Source organism: Paraburkholderia sp. RL17-383-BIF-A, from assembly GCF_046028015.1.
Classification (GTDB): domain Bacteria; phylum Pseudomonadota; class Gammaproteobacteria; order Burkholderiales; family Burkholderiaceae; genus Paraburkholderia.
Genome location: NZ_JARESR010000021.1, coordinates 121,403 through 140,356 on the forward strand (window position 1 = coordinate 121,403; position 18,954 = coordinate 140,356).

The 18,954-nt window shown below is 64.4% G+C and carries 7 protein-coding genes; all 7 read left to right on the plus strand.

Features of this window, described 5'->3' with window-relative positions:
* Window positions 1-413: 413 nt before the first annotated feature.
* Entirely contained in the window at window positions 414-3,866 is a 3,453-nt protein-coding gene (locus tag P0D71_RS23145; protein WP_408482287.1) for a maltotransferase domain-containing protein, read from the plus strand.
* A complete protein-coding gene (treS, locus tag P0D71_RS23150) occupies window positions 3,863-7,327 on the plus strand; it encodes a maltose alpha-D-glucosyltransferase (protein WP_408482289.1) in 3,465 nt (1,154 codons plus the stop codon). Before P0D71_RS23145 ends, treS begins: the two co-directional genes overlap by 4 nt.
* Window positions 7,320-9,530 (plus strand): 1,4-alpha-glucan branching protein GlgB, encoded by a 2,211-nt coding sequence (glgB, locus tag P0D71_RS23155; RefSeq protein WP_408482290.1) that lies wholly within the window; start codon window positions 7,320-7,322, stop codon window positions 9,528-9,530. Before treS ends, glgB begins: the two co-directional genes overlap by 8 nt.
* A 105-nt stretch (window positions 9,531-9,635) precedes the next feature.
* Window positions 9,636-11,855, plus strand: a complete 2,220-nt coding sequence (gene glgX / locus P0D71_RS23160; protein WP_408482291.1) for a glycogen debranching protein GlgX — start codon at window positions 9,636-9,638, stop codon at window positions 11,853-11,855.
* 125 nt (window positions 11,856-11,980) lie between these two features.
* Complete coding sequence (gene treZ / locus P0D71_RS23165) at window positions 11,981-13,903, plus strand: malto-oligosyltrehalose trehalohydrolase (protein ID WP_408482292.1); 1,923 nt, start codon at window positions 11,981-11,983, stop codon at window positions 13,901-13,903.
* Window positions 13,900-16,110, plus strand: a complete 2,211-nt coding sequence (gene malQ / locus P0D71_RS23170) for a 4-alpha-glucanotransferase (RefSeq protein WP_408482294.1) — start codon at window positions 13,900-13,902, stop codon at window positions 16,108-16,110. The genes treZ and malQ overlap by 4 nt, the downstream gene beginning before the upstream one ends.
* Window positions 16,107-18,954 (plus strand): malto-oligosyltrehalose synthase (gene treY / locus P0D71_RS23175; protein ID WP_408482296.1); only part of this gene is annotated, 2,848 nt, incomplete at its 3' end. The genes malQ and treY, both read left to right, overlap by 4 nt.

Genomic DNA, 18,954 nt, shown 5'->3' on the forward strand with positions numbered 1-18,954 from the left:
TTTTGCGGGGAATCGCGCCGCCCCTCACCCTTCGCGTGTAAATCCCGGGCGCCACCCGCCCGTTTTACACGCGGCAGCCGTTCGCGGCCTCGCGCCAATGCCTCGCGTCTGCCGCCGCATCTTCCGGCCAGGCCCACTGCGGGACCTCGGCCCTACCATCCCTCGCTCGGCCCGAGCCGCACTGGCACAGCGTTTGCTGCGTCTTCCGAATCGATCTGGCCAGCCCGTGCAATCGACGCCTGGCGTCAAAGCACCCCTTACTGGCCAGCGGCGTGACGATCTTTGCACTACATTGACCAGTACGCGCCCTCGCTTCTTGCATCGCGCGGTATCCGGCTCTGGAAGCCCAATGAGCGCTGTGATCGCATGCCAATTGCATCCACACCGCAGCAGGACGAATCTGGAAACGACCGATGGAATCTCCAAACGGGTACGCGCCGCGGATTTACTTTTTTCATTCACTTCTGGTTGGGCCACTCGATGCATGGCCTGCGCAGTTCGCGCATGCAGCCGCGCTGGGCTTCGATCACGCGCTGATCGGCAGCCTTTTCGAGCCCGGACGAGCCGGCCACGGACAGGTGGTCGGCAGCCATGACCGTCTTCATCCGGTATTCGAGGCCCGGCAGCCCGCCACCGAGGCAATTCGCACGCTCGCCAACGGCGCCGCGCAAAGCGGGCTGACCTTGCTGGTCGATCTGGTGATCGACCGGATGGCCGCCGATGGCGCGCTGTACGCCGAACATGCCGACTGGTTCCACGCATTCGAGTCTGAAGAGGCGCGGCTCGACCCGCGCCATGTGCATCGCGAGGACAACGTCGCCTATGCCAACTTCAACGACGCCGGCAGCAGCGCCGCGCTGGTCGAATGGTGGACCCGGCAGTTGCTGGCGCTCGCCGACGCCGGCGTGGGCGGCTTCCGATTTGATTCGCCGCACCGCGTACCGAGCGGCGTTTGGCGGCAGTTGGGCGACGCGGTTCGCGCGAAGCATCCCGACGTGCGCTTTCTCGCGGCCACGCCCGGCCTTGCTCGCGCTGATCTGGCCGGCCTCGACGGCGCCGGCTTCGACAGCGTGTTCTCGTCGGTGCGCTGGTGGGACTTCCGCTCCAGCTGGATGGTCGAAGAACACGCTGCGCTCGCGCGCCTTGGCACACCGATCGCGTTTCCGGAAGCGCCTTATGGCACCCGCCTCGCCGCCGAGTTGGGCGATGCTCACGACGCCGCCATCGTCGAGCGGGCTTACCGGCGCGCGCTGTACACGTCGGTTTCGATCGGCACGGGCTGGATGATGCCGATGGGCTTCGAATACGGCATCACCGAACCCATGTCGCAAACGCGCGGCGATGCTTCGCAGTTCGCTCTCGCTGTTCAGGCCAAACCATTCGATCTCTCGGAACACGTCACGCACGCGAACCACATTGCGCGCGATACGAATACGCTGCACGCCAACGGCGAATTGCGCCCGCTGAGCGGGCCCGGCGCACCTGCAGCGGTCTTGTTGCGCGCCGACCAACGCGACCTGCGCGATGCCGACGAGGCCATCCTGATTGCGATCAATCCCGACCTCGGCGCGCCGGTGCGCGTCGATCCTGCGCGCTTCCTCGCGGGCGTGCCGGGCAACTTCACGCGCTTCGTGCCGCTCGACGCCTCCGCCAGCGCTTCGCCCGCCACGCTCACGCCGTTCGCGCTCGCACCCGGCGCGGTTCGCCTGTTTCGCGCCATCACGGAGAAACCGATCCGTCTCGCGCCGCCCATCGACAAAGCGAATAGCAAGCGTAGCGGCCGCAAGACCGTGGTCGAAGCGATCAACGCGCCGCGCGTGGCGATCGAAAGCGTAACGCCTTCGGTCGATAACGGCCGCTTTGCGGCCAAGCGCACCGTGGGCGAGCGCGCCGAAATCACCGCCGCGATTTTCGCCGAAGGTCACGACAAGATTGCCGCCGCCGTGATCTGGCGCGCCGCCGACGAAACCGCGTGGCATGAAGTGCTGATGACGCCGGCTGAACCCGCCGGGCTCGACATCTGGAAAGCGCGCATTCCGCTCGACCGCATGGGCCGCCACGAGTTCACCGTGATCGCGTGGCGCGACGACTTCGCTTCGCTGGTCGAACATATTCAGAAGAAGCTGAAGGCGGGGCAAACCGTCGAACTCGAACTCGACGAAGCCGCGCATCTGTTCGCGCTCGTGCTTGCCGAAGTGGAAACCTCGGAAGGCGCGCTTACCGCGCCGCTCGAACATATCGTCAAGGAGTTCACCAAAGCCGACGCTGAAACGAAGCTCGCGCTGCTGCTCGCGCCGACCACGGCGAGGGCGATGACCGCTGCGCGCCACCGGCCGTTCCTGAGCCGCGATCCGGTCATCTACAAGATCGACGCAGACCGCACCGCGGCGCGCTTCGCGAGCTGGTACGAGATCTTCCCGCGCTCGATGAGCGACGACGAATCGCGCCACGGCACCTTCGCCGACGTTACAAAGAAACTGCCGCGCATTCGCGACATGGGCTTCGACGTGCTGTATTTCCCGCCGATCCACCCGATCGGCGTGGCCAATCGCAAAGGCCGTAACAACACGCTGACCGCGCAGCCCGGCGATGTCGGCAGCCCGTATGCGATAGGTGGAGTCGAAGGCGGCCACACCGCCGTGCATCCGCAGTTGGGCACGCTCGACGACTTCAAGGCGATGCTCGCCGCTGCGCATGAGCACGGCCTCGAAATCGCGCTCGACTTCGCAGTGCAGTGCTCGCCGGATCACCCGTGGCTCAAGGAGCATCCAACGTGGTTCGCGTGGCGCCCCGACGGCACGCTGCGCTACGCGGAAAATCCACCGAAGAAGTATCAGGACATCGTCAACCCCGACTTCTATGCGCACGACGCCAAGCCGGATTTATGGCTCGCGCTGCGCGACGTGTTCCTGTTCTGGATCGAAGCGGGCGTGCATATCTTCCGCATCGACAACCCTCACACCAAACCGCTGCCGTTCTGGGAATGGGTGATCGGCGATGTGCGCGCGCGCTATCCGGACACCATCTTCCTTGCCGAAGCGTTCACACGGCCGCGCATGATGAACCGGCTCGGCAAGATCGGCTTCTCGCAGTCGTACACGTACTTCACGTGGCGGGAATCGAAGCGCGATTTCATCGAGTACATGACCGAACTCACGCAAACCGGCGCGCGCGATTCGTACCGGCCGAACTTCTTCGTCAATACGCCGGATATCAACCCGCGGCATCTGCAATCGCAAGGCCGCACGGGGTTTCTGATTCGCGCCGCGCTCGCCTCGACGCTGGCCGGGTTGTGGGGCGTGTATAGCGGTTTCGAGTTGTGCGAAGCCGCTGCTCTGCCGAACAGCGAGGAATATCTCGACTCCGAGAAGTACCAGCTACGCGCGTGGGACTGGAACCGGCCCGGCAACATCGTTCCCGAGATCACTGCGCTGAACCGGATTCGCCGTGCGAACCCGGCCCTGCAAACGCATCTCGGCCTGACGTTCCTGCCCGCGCATAACGACAACGTTTTGTTCTTCGAGAAGGCCACCGAATCACGCGACAACGTGATTCTCGTCGCGATCAATCTCGACCCGTTCAATGAACAGGGCGCGGATATCGAATTGTCGTGGGAGACTTTCCAGAAATGGAATCTGCACGATCATGGCCCGCTGGAAGTCACCGACCAGATGACCGGCGCGCGCTTCGAATGGCACGGCCGCTGGCAGCACGTGCAGCTCGGGTCGGGCCAGCCGTTCTCGATCTGGCGCATCGCGCCGCTCGGCGGCCTGCCCGCCGAACGGCCGGATGAAGCCGACAGCGACTCCGACAGCGTTCATCACGCAGACGCTGGCAACCCAACCCCAACGGAAGGTGCGACATGAAGCGTGACGATCCAGCTCAAACCACCACACAGTCACCCGTGGGCAATGCCCCTGGCAACACGGCCAAGCCGCGCACGAATCGGCGCGGCAAACCTGCGGCGTTGAGCGACGATCCGCTCTGGTACAAAGACGCCATCATCTATCAGGTACACATCAAGTCGTTCTTCGACGCGAATAACGACGGCGTCGGCGACTTCCCCGGCCTGATTGCGAAGCTCGATTACATTGCCGAACTCGGCGTGAACGCGATCTGGTTGTTGCCGTTCTATCCGTCGCCACGGCGCGACGATGGGTACGACATCGCCGATTACCGCAATGTGCATCCCGATTACGGCAACCTGGCCGATGTGAAGCGCTTCATTCAGGAAGCGCACGCACGCGGCATTCGCGTGATCACCGAACTGGTGATCAACCACACGTCGGACCAGCACCCGTGGTTTCAGCGCGCGCGCCGCGCGAAACCCGGTTCGAACCATCGCAACTATTACGTATGGTCGAATACCGATCAGAAGTACCAGGAAACGCGGATCATCTTCATCGACTCGGAGCCGTCCAACTGGACACACGATCCGGTGGCGGGCGCGTATTACTGGCACCGTTTCTACTCGCATCAGCCCGATCTGAATTTCGACAATCCAGCCGTCTTGAAGGAAGTGCTGCAGGTCATGCGCTTCTGGCTCGATATGGGCATTGACGGGTTGCGGCTGGACGCAGTGCCGTATCTGGTAGAACGTGAAGGCACGAACAACGAGAACCTGCCGGAAACGCACGCGGTGCTCAAAAAGATCCGCGCCACCATCGACGCCGAGTATCCGAACCGGATGCTGCTCGCCGAAGCCAACCAGTGGCCGGAAGACGTGAAAGAATATTTCGGCGACGAAGACGAATGCCACATGGCGTTCCACTTCCCGCTGATGCCGCGCATCTACATGTCGATTGCGAGCGAAGACCGTTTCCCGATTACCGACATCATGCGGCAAACGCCGGACCTTGCCGCCACGAACCAGTGGGCGATTTTCCTGCGCAATCACGACGAACTGACGCTGGAAATGGTCACGGATTCCGAACGCGACTATTTGTGGAATACCTACGCGAGCGATCGCCGCGCGCGGCTGAATCTCGGCATTCGCCGCCGTCTCGCGCCGCTAATGGAGCGCGACCGCCGCCGCATCGAGCTGATCAATTCGCTGCTGCTTTCCATGCCCGGCACGCCCGTGATCTATTACGGCGACGAACTCGGCATGGGCGACAACATCCACCTCGGCGACCGCGACGGCGTGCGTACGCCAATGCAGTGGTCGTCGGATCGCAACGGCGGTTTCTCGCGCGCCGACCCTGAGCAACTGGTGCTGCCGCCGGTCATGGGCTCGCTGTACGGTTTCGACGCGGTCAACGTGGAAGCGCAAAGCCGCGACCCGCATTCGCTGCTGAACTGGACCCGGCGCATGCTCGCCACGCGCCGCGCGAAACAGACTTTCGGGCGCGGCACGATCCGTTTCCTGAAGCCGGAAAACCGCAAGATTCTCGCGTATCTGCGCGAGATGCCGGGTGAGCCGCCCATTCTGTGCGTGGCAAATCTGTCGCGCGCGCCGCAAGCGGTCGAACTCGATCTGTCCGAGTTCAACGGTTCGGTGCCGATCGAAATGACCGCGGATTCCGTGTTCCCGGCGATCGGCCAGTTGACCTATCTGCTGACGTTCCCGCCGTATGGCTTCCTGTGGTTCATGCTGTGCCCCGGCGGCCAGCGTCCGACGTGGGCGCAGGCGCATTCGGAACCGCTGCCGGAATTCGTCACGATCGTGATTCGCGAAGGCCAGGTTGGCCCGACGCCGGAGAACGTGCGCCTGCTCGAATCGGAAGTGTTGCCGTCGTGGCTGAGCCGGCGTCGCTGGTTTGCGTCGAAGGATCAGAAAATGCATGCCGTGCGGCTGGCGGCATTGACCACGATCCCGAACGGCGGCTTCGCCTTCACCGAGATCGAAGCGGACGTGGGCAATCACACCGAGCGCTACGTCGTACCGATTGCGATCACATGGGGCGGCGAAACCACTTTCCCGCTGTTCATGCAGCTGGCGCTTGCGCGCGTGCGGCGAGGCCGCAATGTCGGGCATCTGACGGACGCGTTTGCGTTGCCGATCTTCGCGCACGGCGTGATGCGCAAGCTGCGCGAGCGCGCCGTCGTGCCGACCGTGCAGAAGAGCGAGATCAGGTTCCTGCCGACCGAACGTTTCGCCGAACTCGAAGGGCTGGGCGAGCGGCCGGAGATTCGCTGGCTCGCGGCGGAGCAAAGCAACAGTTCGCTGATCATCGCCGACGCCGCCGTGCTGAAACTGGTGCGCCGTCTCGTCAGCGGCGTCCATCCCGAAGCGGAGATCAGCCGCTACCTGACGCAATTGGGCTACGCGAACACCGCGCCGCTGTATGGCGAAGTGGTGCGCGTCGATCCGGAAGGCGTGCCGCACACGCTCTGTATTCTGCAAGGCTTCATCGACAATCAGGGCGACGCCTGGAACTGGTCGCTCGACTATCTGCGCCGCTCGGTGGACGAACTCGCCATCGCCGTCGATACCGAAGCGCAGTCGGCGCCGGACCGTGCCAATGAATCGATCCTGATGGAAGGCTACAGCGCGTTGGCCGGCATTATCGGCAGGCGGCTGGGCGAACTGCACGTGGCGCTTGCCTCGCCGACGGACGACCCGGCATTCGCGCCGGAACCGGCTAGCGCGGAGCAGGTGAAAGCATGGATCGACGGCACGCAGGCAATGCTCGCCAGCGCGCTGGATCTGCTCGCGCCGCGCATCGAGCAGATGAGCGATCCCGAAACCAAGGCACTCGCGCAAAGCCTGATCGACCGCCGCGCTGCGTTGGTTGCCGCCATCGGTTCGCTCGTTTCCGCCAACACGGGCGCGCTGCGCATTCGTATTCACGGCGACTTCCATCTCGGCCAGGTGCTGGTCGCGCAGGGCGACGCTTATCTGATCGACTTCGAAGGCGAGCCGGCACGCACGCTCGAAGAGCGTCGTCAGAAGTCGAGCCCGCTACGCGACGTGGCCGGTCTGCTGCGCTCGCTGTCGTATGCGAGCGCAGCGGCGCAATCCACCACGGAAGCCGCGCCGCAACAGACCGCCGACCGCAAGCGGGCGTTGTTCGAACGTTTCCGCATGCATGCCGCCGAAACGTTCCTCAGCGAGTACCGCACGGCCGCCGCGGAGGCGCCGACGCCGCTCGTCGCGCCCGAAGCCGAACAGGCCTTGCTCGATCTGTTCCTGATCGAAAAAGCCGCCTACGAAATCCGTTACGAAGCGGCCAACCGCCCGACGTGGCTCAGCTTGCCCGTGCGCGGCCTCGCCGCGCTCACCAGCCGCCTGCTCGGCGATACTGGCACGCAGGCACACGATTCCTCAACCCAGGCGCCAGGCGCCGCCACACCGCCTAATCCGGCCGAGGGCGACTATGAGTGAGCATGATCCGGCCGCGGGCCTCCAACCGCTCGATATCGACGCGCTCGTCGAAGCGCGCCACCCCGATCCTTTCTCGCAGCTCGGGTTGCATCACACGGACGCGGGTCCGGTGGTGCGCGCGCTGTTGCCGAACGCCGCGCACGTCAGCGTAATTTCGCGCGCCGATGGCGCGCTGCTCGGCGAGCTCGAACAGTTGCGGCCGGGGCTCTTTGCCGGCCGCGTCACGTCCGCGGCGCCGTACCGTTTGCGGATCGACTGGCATGGCGTGGTGCAGGAAATCGAGGACACGTATTCGTTCGGTCCCGTTCTCGGCGACGAGCCGCTGGGGCGCCTCGCCGGCGGCGATCCCTATGCGGTGCTCGAATGCCTCGGCGCCCGTCCGATGGAAGTGGACGGCGTGCCGGGTGTGCGCTTCGCAGTGTGGGCGCCGAACGCGCGGCGCGCCTCCGTGGTGGGCGACTTCAATGCATGGGACGGCCGCCGGCATCCGATGCGGCTGCGGCACCAGGCCGGCGTGTGGGAGTTGTTCGTTCCGCGTGTCGGTCCTGGTACGCGCTACAAATACGAACTGCTGTCGCGCGACGGGCACCCGCTGCCTCTCAAGGCCGACCCCTGCGCGATGCAAACGGAGAAGCCGCCGGGCACCGCTTCCGTCGTGGCGCACGTCGACGAGGTCGAGCGGTTTCCGTGGACCGACCACGAGTGGATTCAATCGCGCGCCGACAAGCAGACTCCGCGCTCGCCGATTTCGATCTACGAAGTACACGCCGAATCCTGGCTGCGCGTCGCGGAAGAAGGTCAGCGCGGACTCGATTGGGACGAACTCGCGGAGCGGATGATTCCGTACGTGAAAAGCATGGGCTTCACGCACGTGGAGTTCATGCCGATTGCCGAGCATCCGTTCGGCGGATCGTGGGGCTACCAGCCGCTCGGGCAATTCGCGCCGTCCGCGCGCTTCGGCAAACCCGAACAGTTCGCGCGCTTCGTCGACAAGGCGCACGAAGCCGGACTCGGCGTGATCCTAGACTGGGTGCCCGCGCATTTTCCGAACGACGCGCATGGTCTCGTCGATTTCGACGGCACGCCGCTCTACGAGCACGCCGACCCGCGCGAAGGCTATCACCAGGACTGGAACACGATGATCTACAACCTCGGCCGCAACGAGGTGAGCGCGTTCCTGATCGCCTCCGGGCTCGCGTGGCTCAAGCGCTATCACGTCGACGGTTTGCGCGTCGATGCGGTGGCGTCGATGCTGTACCGCGACTATTCGCGCGCCGCCGACCAGTGGGTGCCGAACATTTACGGCGGCCGCGAGAACCTCGAATCGATTGCGTTCCTGAAGCGCCTGAATCACGAAGTCGGCTATGTGCCGGGCGTACCGGGTGCGATCACGATCGCCGAGGAATCGACTGCATGGCCTGGCGTGACGGCGCGTGTCGAAGACGGCGGCCTCGGTTTCCAGTTCAAGTGGAACATGGGCTGGATGCACGACACGCTGCACTACATGGAAGAAGACCCGGTTTACCGCCAATACCATCACCACAACATGACGTTCGGGATGGTGTACGCGTATTCGGAGCGCTTCGTGTTGCCGCTGTCACACGACGAAGTGGTGCACGGCAAAGGCTCGTTGCTCGGCAAGATGCCGGGCGACAGGTGGCAGAAGTTCGCCAACCTGCGCGCGTATTTCGGTTTCATGTGGACGCATCCGGGCAAGAAGCTGCTGTTCATGGGCGGCGAATTCGGCCAGATGGCGGAATTCGACCACGATACGTCGCCGCATTGGCATCTGCTCGACGATGCGAACCACCACGGCCTGCAGAAGCTGGTGCGCGACCTGAACCGTCTGTATAGCGACGAACCCGCGTTGTATCTGCTCGACTGCGAACCCGGCGGCTTCGAATGGCTAATCGGCGACGACAGCGGCAACAGCGTCTTCGCCTATCGCCGCACCGATGGCGCCGGCCGCGAACTCGTCGTAGTCTGCAACATGACGCCGGTGCCGCGAGTCGGTTACCGGATCGGCATGCCGCGCGCCGGGCGCTGGACAGAAGTGCTCAATACGGACGCCGGCGTGTACGGCGGCTCGAATATGGGCAACGGCGGGCTGATCCACACCGATCCGCAATCGAGCCACGGCTGGCCGCATTCCGCCGCACTGACGCTGCCGCCGCTCGCGACGATCGTATTGCGCGCGGATTGACGCAGGTGCTGTAAGGCGAGCGCGCGGCGTGCGACATTTCGCGCCGCGCGCTCGTTGCATGAAGACCCACGATAGCGTTCAACAATCAGAACAGGAAGGGGAATCATGTCGCATGCAATGCCCGACCGGCTTCTGCCCGGCTCGCCCTATCCGCTCGGCGCCAGTTGGGATGGCCTCGGCGTCAACTTTGCGGTGTTCTCCGCGAACGCGCAAAAAATCGAGCTTTGTTTGTTTGATCCCACTGGCCGCAAGGAAATCCGCCGTTACACGCTGCCCGAATGCACCGACGAAGTCTGGCACGGCTATCTGCCCAACGCGCATCCGGGTACCGCTTACGGGTTTCGCGCGCACGGGCCGTATCAGCCGCAACATGGGCATCGCTTCAATCCGCACAAATTGCTACTCGATCCGTATGCGCGCAAGCTGGTAGGACAGTTTCGCTGGTCGGATGCGCTGTTCGGCTACCGGGTGCATTCGAATCGCGCGGACCTTTCCATCGACCGGCGCGACTCGGCGCCGGCCATGCCAAAGTGCGTGGTGATCGACGAGGCATTCGACTGGTCGCACGACAAGCGCCCGAATGTGCCGTGGGGTGAAACCATCGTCTACGAGACGCATGTGCGCGGTGCGTCCATGTTGCGTGCGGATTTGCGCCAGCACGAACGCGGCACGTTCGCGGCGCTGGCTTCGCCGGAGTTCATCGACCATCTGCTGAAACTCGGCGTGACCGCGGTCGAATTGCTGCCCGTGCATGCGTTTCTCAACGACCGCTTTCTGGTGGAGCGCGGCCTGCGCAATTACTGGGGTTACAACACGGCGGCGTTTTTTGCGCCCGAACCGTCCTACCTCAGCACGCACCGGCTCGACGAAATGCGCATTGCCGTGCGCCAGTTGCACGCGGCCGGCATCGAAGTCATTCTTGACGTGGTCTACAACCACACCTGCGAAGGCAACGAGATGGGCCCGACCGTGTCGTGGCGCGGGCTCGATAACGCCAGCTACTACCGGTTGATTCCCGGCGACGAACGTCACCATATTAACGACACCGGATGCGGCAATACCGTGAACCTGCCGCATCCGCGTGTGCTGCAAATGGTGATGGATTCGCTGCGTTACTGGTCGACGGCATTCAATATCGACGGCTTCCGTTTCGATCTCGGCGTCACGCTCGGCCGCGAGCAACACGGCTTCGATCCGGGCTCCGGTTTCTTCGACGCGTTGCGCCAGGACCCGATCCTGTCGCAACGCAAGCTGATTTCCGAGCCTTGGGATATCGGGCCGGGCGGTTATCAGCTGGGTAATCATCCGCCGGGCTTCGGCGAATGGAACGATCGGTTCCGCGACACCGTGCGCCGTTTCTGGCGCGGCGACGCCGGCTTGCGGCCCGATCTCGCCGCACGGCTGACCGGCTCGGCCGATCTGTTCAACCGCCGCTTCAGGAAGCCGTGGGCGTCGGTCAATTTTGTCACGTCGCATGACGGATTTACGTTAGCCGACGTCACCGCTTACGAGCAGAAGCACAACGAAGCCAATCGCGAAGACAACAACGACGGCCACAACGAGAATTGCAGCCGCAACTGGGGCGCCGAAGGCCCGAGCGACGACCCGGCGATTCTCGCCACCCGCAAACGCGTGGCCCGCTCGCTGATCGCCACGCTGTTGATGGCGCTCGGCACGCCAATGGTGCTGGCCGGCGACGAATCGCTGCGCACGCAGAACGGCAACAACAACGCGTATTGCCAGGATAACGAAATATCGTGGATCGACTGGGAACGCGCGGAGTCGCCAGACGGACGCCAGATGAGCGTGTTCGTCGCGCGCGTGATCGCACTGCGCAAGCACCATCCGCTGCTGCGTGAAACGCGATTTCTGTTCGGCGATCGTGAAGTGTTGCCGGGCCTGTTCGATGTGGGCTGGTTCGACGAACGCGGCGATCCGCTCACCATTGAAGCCTGGCAGGACCCCGAAGGCCGCGCGTTCACACTGCGTCGCGCAGGGCCAGGCTTAAACGGCGAAACAGAAGTATTGTTGATGATGCTCAACGCCAACGAGAAAACACTGCGGTTTACGCCTCCCGCACCGCATCTGGAATGGCATGTGCTGTTAGACACTGCTGAACCGGAGAGCGCGCCGCATCGGCTGGCGGTTTCAGAGGTCGAAGTGGCCGCGCATAGCCTCGTAATGCTGGCCGCGCAGCCGGTGGGGGAAGCCGACTGGCAGGCAGGCTGGAAACCCGGCCCGCAACATGGGCCGCGGCTCCTCACGGCGCTTCCGCCCGATCCGGGTGCGCATCCGCCCAGTAGCGATCCGTCGCCGACCACTTAGGCGGCAGGCAGCGGCGGCGAGGCACGGCAACATGCAGGGCGGCCGCTTCATGGTGCGTCAGATATCGCGGGCGCGATCGACGCGTCACAACGCGGCTCGAAAGTAAAACTGAATGGTGACGAATCATGTCCGAAAGTCCGATTGATCCCCACGCGCATCATCACGCGCATTGTCTGCCGTTCGGCGCGCAACTCATCGGCGCGGCGGGCACGAAGCCGCGCACGCGGTTTCGTTTCTGGGCGCCTTCCTGCAAGCAGGTTCAGGTGGAAATCGAGAACGGACCCGCTCAAGGCACGCACGACATGACACCCGCCGGCAATGGCTGGTTCGAAGCAAGCGTCGATAGCGGTGCGGGCACGCTGTACCGCTTCCGGTTGGACGGTGAACATGCGGTGCCCGATCCGGCATCGCGCTTTCAGCCGCAAGACGTGCATGGACCGAGCGAAGTCATCGATCCACGCGCGTACCGTTGGGAACAAACGGGCTGGCACGGACGCCCTTGGGAAGAAACGGTGCTGTACGAGTTGCACGTTGGCGCCATGGGCGGCTATGCGGGCGTGCAGAAGCGCCTGCCTGCGCTCGCCGCGCTCGGTGTCACCGCCATCGAACTGATGCCGCTGAACGACTTTCCCGGCAAGCACAATTGGGGCTATGACGGCGTGCTGCCGTATGCGCCTGATTCCGCCTACGGCCGCCCGGAAGAGTTGAAAGCGCTGATAGACACGGCACACGGCCTCGGCCTGATGGTGTTCCTCGATGTGGTTTACAACCACTTCGGACCGGACGGCAATTATCTGCACCAGTACGCCCGCTCGTTTTTCCGCGAAGGCACACACACGCCGTGGGGCCCGGCGATCGATTTCGAGCGCAGTGAAGTGAGCGATTTTTTCACGGATAACGCCGTGTACTGGATCAACGAATATCGCATCGACGGTTTGCGTTTCGACGCGGTGCACGCCATCGACAACCATGCATGGCTGCGAGAATTGTCCGATCATATCCGCGCCAAAGTGCAGCACGGCCGGCATGTGCATCTGGTGCTGGAAAACGAGCACAACAGCGCCAGCCTGCTGGAAACGCATTTCGACGCGCAATGGAACGACGACGCGCACAACACCTTGCACGTTCTGCTGACCGCCGAAACGGAAGGCTATTACCACGCGTATGAGGACCAGCCGATCCGCCGCCTCGCGCGCGTACTGTCGGAAGGCTTTGCCTATCAGGGCGACGCGTCGCCGATTCATGACGGCAAGCCGCGCGGCGAAGCGAGCGGACATTTACCGCCCACGTCTTTCGTGATGTTCCTGCAGAACCACGATCAGATCGGCAACCGCGCGTTCGGCGAGCGCTTGCGCAAACTGACCTCGGACGAAGCGTTGCGCGCCGCCACCGCCCTGCTCCTGCTGTCGCCGCAAATCCCGCTGCTATTCATGGACGAGGAATACGGCTCGACGCGACCCTTCCTGTTTTTCACCGACTACACGGGCGATCTCGCCGACGCGGTCCGCGAAGGAAGGCGCCGTGAATTCGCGCGCTTTTCGTCGTTCAGCGACGAGAAGCGGCGCGCCCAGATTCCCGACCCGAACGACGTGAAGACGTTCGCGGCATCGTCGCCGCCCGCGCCGGATGAAGCGCCACAGTACAGCGACGACGAAACGAGAGACCGGCTCGACTGGATGCATTTCTACAAATCCGCGCTGGCGGTGCGCGCCAAACTGATCACACCGCGTCTGAAACACAGCAAGGCGTGCGGCGTGACCGTGCTGACCGCCGTGAACGGCGGCGATGCCAATGCGCTCGTTGCCCGCTGGAAACTCGCCGACGGCGAGACGTTGTCGATTGCGCTGAACCTCTCGAAAGAGAATGTCGCGTTGGCCGAGGCGCCAGCCGGCAAAGTCATTTTCGAAACGCCGCCGCGCGTGCGCGAACAGGTCGATGTCAAGGTCTTGCCTGCATACGCGTTCGTCGCATGGCTGACCGGCGACGTCAGCGACTATGCGATCCACCACGACGCGCGCATCGCGGGTCAACAGGAGCGCCACGCGTGACAACCCGACGCCATCACGACACTATCGTCACTCTCGCCTCGCGCGCCGGCTTCGAGGTGGAGTGGCAGGACGCGCACCATACGACGCAACATGTGCCCGAGACCACGCTCGCCGTGCTGCTCGAGCGGATGGGTCTGCCGTGCGGCAACGCTACGCAAATCCGCCAAAGTTCGGCTGCTCTGGAGGCCGAACTTTCGGGCCGCAAACTCCCGCCACTGATGACCGCGGAAGTCGGGCGCGGCATCGCCCTGCCCGCCGCGGCGATCAAGTCGGGCAGCCATTATCGGATCGAACTCGAAAGCGGCTCGATCATCGACGGCCGGTTCACGGCGCCCAAAGGCGAGGAAGCCTTGCTTGCACCGATCGACGAACCCGGCTACCACACGCTCGTGATCAACGAGCAACGGGTGACGCTCGCCGTCGCACCGCCGCGCTGCTATACCGTCGCCGACGCCTGGCGCACGCTGCACGATCAAGACGCCGGCGACGACACGCCCGCGCCGCCGCTGTGGGGCATCGCGGCGCAGTTGTACGGCTTGCGCCGGATCGGCGACGGCGGCATCGGCGATTATTCCGCGCTGGCGCAGATCGCCGTTGAAAGCGCGAAGCGTGGCGCGCACGCGCTCGCCGTCAGCCCGACTCACGCCATGTTCAGCGCGGAGCCGAACCGCTTCAGTCCGTACTCGCCGTCGTCGCGTTTGTGGTTGAACGTCACGCATATCGACGCCGCCGCCGTGTTCGGCGCGAATGCGGTCCACATCGCGCTCGAAGCCGCGCAGGCCACCGACGCCTGGTCGAAACTCGAAGACCTGCCGTTGATCGACTGGCCGAACGCGGTCGTGTTGAAACTGAAGGTCTTGCGCGCGCTGTACGAGCAATTCTGCGCGAACGATCGCGCGCAGAACACGGCGCGCGCGCTGGAATTTCACGGCTTCTGCGAACGCGCCGGACGCGCGCTCGAAGATCACGCACGCTTCGAAGCGCTGCAGGCGGCGCAGTTGTCGCAGGAAGGCGGCAATGGACATTGGCGTAACTGGCCCGAGGCGTTGCGCGATCCGCGCAGCCCGGAAGTCGAAGCCTTCGCCGAGGCCCATCGTCACGAGGTCGATTTCCATCTGTTTCTGCAATGGCTCGCCGCCAAGGGCTTGTCGCACGCGCAGCATGCGGCGCGCGATGCCGGCATGTCCGTCGGGCTGATCGCCGATCTCGCAGTCGGCTGCGATAGCGCAGGCAGTCACGCGTGGTCTTACCGTGACGACATGCTGCAAGGCGTATCGGTCGGCGCACCGCCGGATCTGTTCAACCAGGCCGGCCAGGCATGGGGGCTCACTACGTTCTCCCCGCGTGCCATGCGCATGCAGGGCTTCTCCGCCTTTATCGACATGCTGCGCGCGGCCTTCGCGCATGCCGGCGGCATCCGCATCGATCATATTCTCGGCTTGCGGCGGCTATGGCTCGTGCCGGAAGGCGAAAGCGCGCGTAACGGCGCCTATCTGCGCTATCCGCTCGAAGACTTGCTGCGTCTGATCGCACTCGAATCGTGGCGGCATCGCTCCATCGTGATTGGTGAAGATCTCGGCACCGTGCCGCCCGGCTTTCGCGAGCGGCTCGAAGAGCACGGCATTGCCGGCATTCGTGTGCTGTGGTTCGAGAGCGCGCACGACGGCAAAGGGTTCAAGCCGCCCGCCGCCTGGGACCGCAATGCAGTCGGCACGACGACCACGCATGATTTGCCGACCGTCGCCGGCTGGTGGCGCGGCAGCGACATTACATGGCGCAACAAGATCGGCCAGACGATGGCGCGCGCCGACGGCCGCGATCCCGAGGAAGCCGCCCAGGAAGAGCGCGCGAAAGACCGCGCATTGTTGTGGCGCGCGTTCCAGCAGGCCGGCGTGGCCGCACACGACGTCCCTGCACCGCCGCCCGACAACGCGCCGGTGGACGAAGCGCTCGCCTTCGTTGCCGCAACGCCCGGCCCGCTGGTGACATTCCCGCTCGAAGATCTGCTCGCGCAGGTCGAGCAGCCGAACCTGCCCGGCTCGATCGACGAGCATCCGAACTGGCGGCGCCGCGTCGCCTTGCCGGTCAATGAACTGTTCGAGAACGACGCCTTCTGCGACCGCCTGCTCGCGGTCGATCGCGAGCGCCGCGCCGCCACTGCCTCTGTTCCTTCTTCCAACGCTTCTTCGGAGCCTGATACGCCATGACCGTCCCGCGCTCCACGCTTCGCCTCCAGTTCCATCGAGGCTTTACCTTCGACGATGCCGCGAAGCACGTCGAGTACTTCGCCGCGCTCGGCATCAGCCATGTGTACGCTTCGCCCATCACCACGGCCGAACCGGGTTCCATGCATGGCTACGACACCGTCGACTACACCCAGGTCAGCGCCGAATGCGGCGGCGAGTCGGGCCTGAAACGCCTCGTCGACAAATTGCGCGCGCACGACATGGGGCTGATCATCGACACGGTGCCGAACCATATGGGCGTTGGCGGCTCCAGCAACGCATGGTGGCTCGATATCCTCGAATGGGGGCGTCACAGCGCTTATGCGCGTCACTTCGACGTGGACTGGCATTCGCCCGATCCGGCGTTGCGCGGCAAGGTGCTGCTGCCCACGCTCGGTGCGTCGTACGGCGAGGAACTGGCGGCTGGCCGCATTGCGCTGCATTTCGCCGCCGACCTGGGGCGTTTTTATATCGGCTACGGACCGCACGTGTTTCCGGTGTGTCCGACCGACTACGCCTCGATCCTGCAAAGCGCCGACCGCTCCGATCTCAACGCGCTCGCCGAGCGTTTCCACGGACTGACGACCCAGCCCACCGATCATCCGCGCGCAGCCGAAGGCCGCGACATGCTGCGCGAGTTCGTCGCGCAGAACGGCGGCTCGGCGATCGAGTTCGCACTCGAAACGTATTCATCGGGCGACCCTGTGACGCGTGACCGCCTGCACCGGCTGATCGAGCGGCAGCATTTCCGCCTTGCGTGGTGGCGCACCGCGTCCGACGAAGTGAACTGGCGGCGTTTCTTCGACATCTCGACGCTCGCCGGTGTGCGCGTGGAACGGCCCGAAGTGTTCGAGGCCGTGCATGCGCTGCCTTTCCGCCTGTATCAGGAAGGCGTGGTGGACGGCTTGCGGATCGACCATGTCGACGGCCTCGCCGAGCCGCGTGAGTACTGTCAGCGTTTGCGGCAGCGGCTCACTGAACTGCGCGACACCGCGCCGTATGTGGTGGTCGAAAAGATTCTCGGACGTGGCGAACCGCTGCGCGACGATTGGCCGGTGGATGGCACGACCGGCTATGACTTCATGAACGACGTGGGTGCGCTGCTGCACGATCCTGCAGGCGCCGAGCCGCTCGCGCAAACGTGGACCGAACTGACTGGCCGCAGCCCGCGTTTCGCCGACGAAGCCCTCGCCGCACGCCGCAAGATCCTCGCGGAAAACCTCTCGGCGGAACTGGACCGCGCGGCGCGTGCCTTGCATCGCATTGCACGCGATTCGCTCTCCACGCGCGATTTCACGTTCACCACGCTGCGGCGTGTGCTGACTGAGCTGGTCGTGCACTTTCCGGTGTATCGAATCTATCCGCAGAACGGTCTGCGCAGCACGGCGGATAACGTCTATTTCGAGCAGGCCTTGGAGGGCGCGCGACGCTCGCTTGCGCGCGCGGACCATGTCGCACTCGAACGCGTGAATGCGTGGCTTGGCGGCAGCGCCGAAGAAGCGCCGGCCGGACGAAGCGGCGCGCCGCAGCAGCAAAGCCCGAACGGCGCGCCGCCGAGCCATGCCGGTTCCGCGCGGCGCACCGCGCAGACGCTGTTTTCGCAGTTGACGGCGCCGGTTGCCGCGAAGGCGGTGGAGGACACGGCGTGCTATCGCTATGGCCGACTGCTGTCGCGCAACGAAGTCGGCGCGGATCCGGGCGAATTCTCGTTGTCGGTCGAACAGTTTCACGCGTCGAATCTGGAGCGATCCCAGCGCTTCCCACACGCCATGCTCGCGACCGCTACTCACGATCACAAACGTGGCGAAGACGTGCGCGCGCGGATCGCTGTCTTGAGTGAGATCGCGCAAGACTGGAGCGCGACGCTGCGTGCGTGGTCCACGCTGAATGCGCCGCATCGTCGTGCGCTCGACGGCAAGCCCGTCAGCAGCGTCGGCCAGGACACGAGTTACGACTGGGCGCCCGGCCCCGCCGCCGAAGCGATGCTGTATCAAACGCTGGTGGGTTGCTGGCCGCCCGACCTGCAACCGGACGACGAAGCCGGCGTGAAGGAACTGGCCGAACGCGTCGCGCAGTGGCAATTGAAGGCGTTGCGCGAAGCCAAGCTGCAAACCAACTGGCTCGCCCCGGACGAAGCCTACGAAGCCGCTTGCCGTGAGTTCCTGTTCGACGTCCTGGCGCCGCAGCGGCGTGACGGATTCCTGAAGGAATTATCCGCGTTCGTCGCGCGAATCGGCCGCGCCGGTGCGCTCAATAGCTTGCAGCAGACGGTGTTGCGGTTGGCGTCGCCTGGGATTCCCGATCTTTATCAGGGCACCGAGTTGTGGGACTTCAGTCTGGTCGATCCGGACAACCGGCGGCCTGTCGATTTCGCCAAACGCGAGGCATGGCTCGCGCAAACGCCACCGTCCGAATTCCTGTCGAGTTGGCATGACGGACGCGTGAAACTCGCGGTGGTGCAACGCGTGCTGGCGTTGCGGGCGCATTTGCCCGAGTTGCTGAGCCACAGCGAATATCTGCCGCTCGCCGTGCGCGGAAAGCATGCGTCGAATGTGATCGCGTTTGCGCGCCGCCATGGCAATGCATGGGCCGTGGTGGTGGCGAGCCGGCTCGCTGCCGGTTTGCTCGGCGAGAAAGGCGATTTGCCGATGGTCGATCCCGAGAAATGGGAGAACACGGCGGTAGAGATGCCGCCCGATCTGTCCGCGAGAGCGCTGTTCGATTGGCTAAGCCCCGCGGCGCCCAAGGTCGATGAGAACGGATTGTTGTATCTGCGCGATGCATTGGGCGCCATGCCGATCGCGGTATTGGTGGAGGACGGCGTGC